General features: G+C 67.0%; 4 protein-coding genes and 1 pseudogene. 2 read left to right on the top strand and 3 right to left on the bottom strand.

Annotated features, from left to right (window positions below):
* Positions 1-586: pseudogene (locus Q1N79_RS01435) on the top strand (exopolyphosphatase); the annotation flags it as partial.
* Complete coding sequence (locus Q1N79_RS01440) at positions 568-1,377, top strand: uracil-DNA glycosylase (RefSeq protein ID WP_300603141.1); 810 nt, start codon at positions 568-570, stop codon at positions 1,375-1,377. The pseudogene Q1N79_RS01435 and the gene Q1N79_RS01440, both read left to right, overlap by 19 nt.
* 63 nt (positions 1,378-1,440) lie before the next feature.
* Here Q1N79_RS01440 and Q1N79_RS01445 read toward each other — a convergent pair whose 3' ends face one another.
* The 3 genes from Q1N79_RS01445 to Q1N79_RS01455 all read right to left on the bottom strand — a co-directional run bounded on the left by Q1N79_RS01445 (position 1,441) and on the right by Q1N79_RS01455 (position 4,976).
* Positions 1,441-1,731, bottom strand: coding sequence for a hypothetical protein (locus Q1N79_RS01445; protein ID WP_300603144.1), 291 nt, complete (start codon positions 1,729-1,731; stop codon positions 1,441-1,443).
* Between the two features lie 302 nt (positions 1,732-2,033).
* The gene (locus Q1N79_RS01450) at positions 2,034-3,461 is read right to left on the bottom strand and encodes an IS701 family transposase (RefSeq protein ID WP_300603147.1); all 1,428 of its coding nucleotides are present in this window, start codon (positions 3,459-3,461) and stop codon (positions 2,034-2,036) included.
* A 684-nt stretch (positions 3,462-4,145) separates the two neighbouring features.
* The gene (locus Q1N79_RS01455) at positions 4,146-4,976 is read right to left on the bottom strand and encodes a hypothetical protein (RefSeq protein WP_300603150.1); all 831 of its coding nucleotides are present in this window, start codon (positions 4,974-4,976) and stop codon (positions 4,146-4,148) included.
* Positions 4,977-5,145 lie beyond the last annotated feature (169 nt).

Raw genomic sequence — 5,145 nt, forward strand, 5'->3', positions numbered from 1 at the left:
GGCGACCCGCGAGCTGGCCGGCACCGCGCTCGCCACGGAGGGCAACTGCCCGCCGCCCTACCTGGTCACCGACATCGGCGGCGGCTCGACCGAGTTCGTCCTGGGCGGACCCGGGGGAGTCAGGGGCGCTCGTTCTGTGGATATCGGATGTGTGCGGATGACCGAGCGGCACCTGCACGGCGACCCGCCATCAGCGGGTGAGATCGAGGCGGCGACAGCGGACATCGACGGCGCGCTTGACCTGGTAGCCGGCGCCGTCCCGGCGGGCCAGGCGAGGACGCTGATCGGCCTGGCCGGGTCGGTCACCACGGTCGCCGGGATCGCGCTCGGCCTGGACCGCTACGACGCGGCCCGCATCCACCATTCGCGGATACCGGCCGCGCGGGTCCGCGAGATCACCGGCCGGCTGCTCGCGATGACCCGCGCCGAGCGGGCGGCCATCGGGGTCATGCACCCCGGGCGGGTCGACGTGATCGGGGCCGGCGCGCTGGTGCTGACCCGGATAATCGTCCGGTTCGGGTTCGCCGAGGTCCTGGTCAGCGAGCACGACATCCTCGACGGCATCGCATGGTCGCTGGTCCCGTAGCGCCAGGCTCCGGCTGGCCGGGCGATCCGGCGACCGCGGCGACGCCCGTGGCCGCGAGCCCCGCGCAGGTCCGCGAACTCGCGGGCGCAGCGGCCACGCTGGCGGAACTGACCGCGCTGCAGTCGGTGTGCCGGGCGTGCCCGCGGCTGGTCGCGTGGCGGGAGAAGGTCGCGGCCGTCAGGCGCAGGTCCTTCAGCGGCGAACCCTACTGGGGCCGGCCGATCCCCGGCTGGGGAGACGCGGCGCCGTCGATCCTCATCGTCGGCCTCGCTCCCGCCGCCCACGGCGGGAACCGGACCGGGCGGATCTTCACCGGTGACCGCAGCGGCGACTTCCTGTTCGCTGCGCTGCACCGCAGCGGGCTGGCCGCGGCGCCGGACAGCGAGTCCGCCGGGGACGGCCAGCGGCTCCTCGGCGCCCGCATGGTCGCGGCCGTGCGGTGCGCGCCGCCGGAGAACAGGCCGACGCCGGACGAGCGGGATGCCTGCGAACCCTGGCTTACCGCGGAACTGCGCATGGTGGCGGCGAGCCTGCGGGTGATCGTGTGCCTGGGCGGGTTCGCCTGGCAGGCGCTCTGGCAGCCGCTTGGCCAGGCCGGATACGAGCTGCCCAGGCCCCGGCCGGCGTTCGCGCACGCGGCCGAGGTCGAGCTGCGCAGGCCCGGCGGTCCCGCGGCGCTGCTGATCGGCTGCTACCACCCCAGCCAGCAGAACACGTTCACCGGCCGGGTGACCGGCGAGATGCTCGACGCTGTCTTCGCCCGTGCCCGCGCCGCGGCGGCTCGCGCCTAGGCTGACCATGGCCCTGCCCAGTTGCGGGAACGCCGCCTGTCGAGCCAGCACGCGGAATACCGCCTACTGCGGCGACGGCCTTCCCGGCTTCAGCTCCGTCCAGTCCGGCTCGTCAGGCTCCTGCTTCGGTGCGGACGACAGGGGAAAGGTGCCCTGCGGGTATGTCTGCCCCGCGGTCCACTGAGCCGGGTACTGCTGAGGGGGCAGGTATTGCTGAGGCGGGTACTGCGCCCGCTGCATGGCCTCTAGCTGCAGGCTCTGCTGGCGCCCAGCGTCCTGCACCTGCTTCTCATGCGTGCGCGGGATCAGGGCCATGATGGCCCAGCCGATGATCCCGAGCAGCAGCCCGAGCACGAGACCGAGAACTGGGCGTCCTTTGCGTTTGCCGATAAGGTAACCCACCCAAATCTGGACAGCCCACAAGATAACGACAATAACAATCATAACGTTGGTCCCCCTTCTTCCCCCACTTGTCAATCTAGGTAGCGGCTTGCCCTCGATCAAGGCCAAACCACGGTTGTGATGTTGACCAAACCCCCGTATTCGGCATTTCGGGCACTCTTGGTGCAATCGCCGCAGAAGGCACGCTCGCCTTCGAGACCGGTACTACAGTCCCGGTTTGTTACATGGCGGGCCTCCTTTTCTGTCGGCTGGGTTCAGGTGACCTGTGCGGCTGTGAGCTGGGCGTGGTAGTGGTGCCATCGGGCGCGGGCCTGGTGGCGGCGGCGCCATCGTGACCAGGCGTAGCCGAGTTGGCGGGTGGCGGCTGTCATGGGCGCGGTGGCCAGGCGGGCGAGGCGGCGGGCTTCGGGGACGCTGACCTTGACCAGGCCAGGCTCGTCTCCGGGGGGATCGTCGTCCGCGGTGGCGGGCAGTTTCCCGGTGTCGGCCCACGCTTCGGGCTGGCCGGCAGTGCCGGCAGCGGGCGGTTCGCCGGGGCCGTTCGGGGCGGGGCGGGCGGCGGCGATGGCGAGCAGCGCCTGGGCGCACATGGACAGCACGGTGTGGCGGTGGAAGGAACCCCAGGTCCGGACCTGGTGCTGGTCCAGGCCGGCCTGGCCCTTTCCCTGCTGGAAGCACTCTTCCGCCGGCCATCTCCGCCCAGCGGTCCTGATCAGGACGGGCAGCGACGCCGGCCGGCCCTCCGGCGCGTGGCAGTAGAAGAACGCCAGGTCAGACGGATCGGACAGGCTGCGGCGGATCAGCACCCAGTGCCGCGGCGAGGCGGTGCCGGCCCAGGCCCACTCGTAGTCGCGGTGGCCCTTGCAGCCGCGCCCGCACGAGCGGGTCTCCCACGCGGTGGCCGGCGTCATGGCCGCGACGGCGGCTACGGCCGCCTTGCGCCCGGACGGGAGGGTGACCGCGAAGTTCACCGGGACCGCCAGCACATACCCCTTGCCGGCCTCCTCGCACGCCCGCCGCAGCCTGCCGCTGCGGCCGTACACCTCATCGGCGGCCACCCAGGCGAACGGGACGCCGGCGCCGGCCGCGCTGGTGATCATCTGCGCGCCGAGATCGGGCTTGGTGGTGAACGCCGTCTCGTCCGGCACGTGCGCCTTCTCCCGCCGCGCCTGGTCAGCGCACCATTGTTTCGGCAGGTAGAGCCGGAAGTCCAGCAGCGCGTGCGCGCGGGCGGCGACATAGGCGGCGAACACCACGGTCTGGCAGTTCTCCACCTGCCCGGTGATCCCGGCATGCTGGCGGGCGACGCCGGCGGTCATCGTGCCCTTCTTCAGCTCCGCGGTCTCGTCCAGCGCCAGGATCGCCTCGCCGTCGCCCAGGTGAGCGATGATGAACCGCCGCAGGCCGGCCAGCGCCTCCTTCCAGTCCCAGGCGTATTCGGCCAGCAGCGCCTGCATCCGCCGCGGCGTGGCATGCCCGGCTTCCTCCGCCAGCTGCCAGCACGACTTGCGGTCTCCCCGCTCCGACAGCAGCGCGCCGATGTACGAAAACGCCGTCAACCGCGACCTGGCCTGCGCGAACACCGGCGCCAGCACCCCGCGCAGGTCACCGTCCAGTCTCCCCAGCCATGCCCGGTCCTCTACGATGACCCCTGCGGCCATCCCGTTGCCCTGTCTTGTCACGAAGCACGAGCATGGGGTGGCCGCCACCCGTATCAAGGCGACACGCCGGACGCATCAGGACCACCCGGCCGTCAGGTAACAAACCCGGACTGTAGTACAGGGTTCTCATTCTTCCCCATCTTGCCCGCATACCGCCTACGGGCTGGCAGCAGGGTCAGCTTTCATGATCGTGGGTCATTGATGGCCGCATATGACCACCAACGACCCATGATCGTGGAAACCGGGGCCGCCGGGCGCCCTGCCCACGGTCCCGAATATCCGGATGAAAGGGGCATATGCCACCGCATACCTCCACCCGCTCCGGCGCCTCCACGACCCGTCCGGCCATCTCGCTAGTTTCGCGGCCGACATCGCCCGATCGCGCAGCCTTTCGTAACCCGCACCGTTGAGAATCTATAGACCAAGGTGAGACGGGACAGACGCCGAGGCCTTAACGCAGACATTAGCCGACCCTAACCCGAGGTCATCCCAGCCACCGGAAAGCGCACGAGATGACGGAGACGTACGTCGTGTGGCGCATAACCCAGTGATGACAGCGAAAGCCATTAGGCACGTGGTGTGCCGAAGCGGACCCGCGGGACCGTAGCAATGTAGGTCAAGGCATATTGGCGCGCGGTCTGTAAAGTCGTCGGCCCATATGCACCGTCACCTGTTGCTTGCGACCGTTTGATGGAGCAACTCGCATCAACTTCCTTGAACGACCCGGCAAGGCGTCTCTCCGCTTACCCACACGCACCATCCGGGAGAGAGGGGTACGTAGGTCTGAACTTCACCGTAGTTGTTATTATCAGGTCCGCCGCATGGATCACTCTGGGATAGGCGACCGCCGGTAACCTGAACCTTCACGCCGTATATTCCGTATGCGGTTTTTCCGGGCGGGATGGTAACTGTCACCTCGTTTCCCACTACCGTACTCGCGGTCTTGGAGACTGAGGCATTTATCTGTGCGTGCACATTCGCGTAGATAGTCGCAAACACCTCGTTAAGACTCCCGCCAACGTTAACACTGACCGACCCCGCGAAATTTGTAGATACAGTGGTCGCCGAAGTGGAAATAAATTGAGTAGTGATTGGTTGCTGGGTGCTGTTTTGATCTTGCTCTTGATTAACTACCCGCCATGCTTCGCCGTCGTTAACAAGGTTATTATATACAATCTTGACCGGGCAATTGGCGGCATAGGGGGCGGTTACGATGGCGGTATTGGTGCATCCTGCGTTTTTGCATATAGCGGTTTCCCCGAAATCATAGTTGTAATAGTTGCCGTTCGTGTTTGTGCAAAAATTGCCCCCGCTCAGGTTGGTTTGGCAGGCGACGGCAATACCGTTACTTACGAAGTAATAGCATCCAATATTTGCGCCCGGTTCACTGATTTCCGTGCACGGATACCCAGGTGGCGCGGTTGAGGGACTTATTGATATACCATCGCCACTGCCGCCACTGCCGCCACTGCCGCAAGCTCCGGTAGCGAACGCAAGCGCCAAGGATGCAAAGACCAGGAAAGTTCTTTTGATCATGCCGCCCCCGTTTCCCGGCCCACGCTCCTTCGGGAAGCACTCCCTAAGAGTCCACTATCGCCGCCCTCCAGTTGTCCCGGGTAGACGTGAGGCGGTTACGTTTCAGTTACTTAAGGATGCCAAGCTAAGCGGGGACGCTGCTCTCCCCTGTTTCGTCTCCTGCTACTAG

This window comes from Trebonia sp., assembly GCF_030042015.1.
In the GTDB taxonomy this organism is placed as follows: domain Bacteria; phylum Actinomycetota; class Actinomycetes; order Streptosporangiales; family Streptosporangiaceae; genus Trebonia.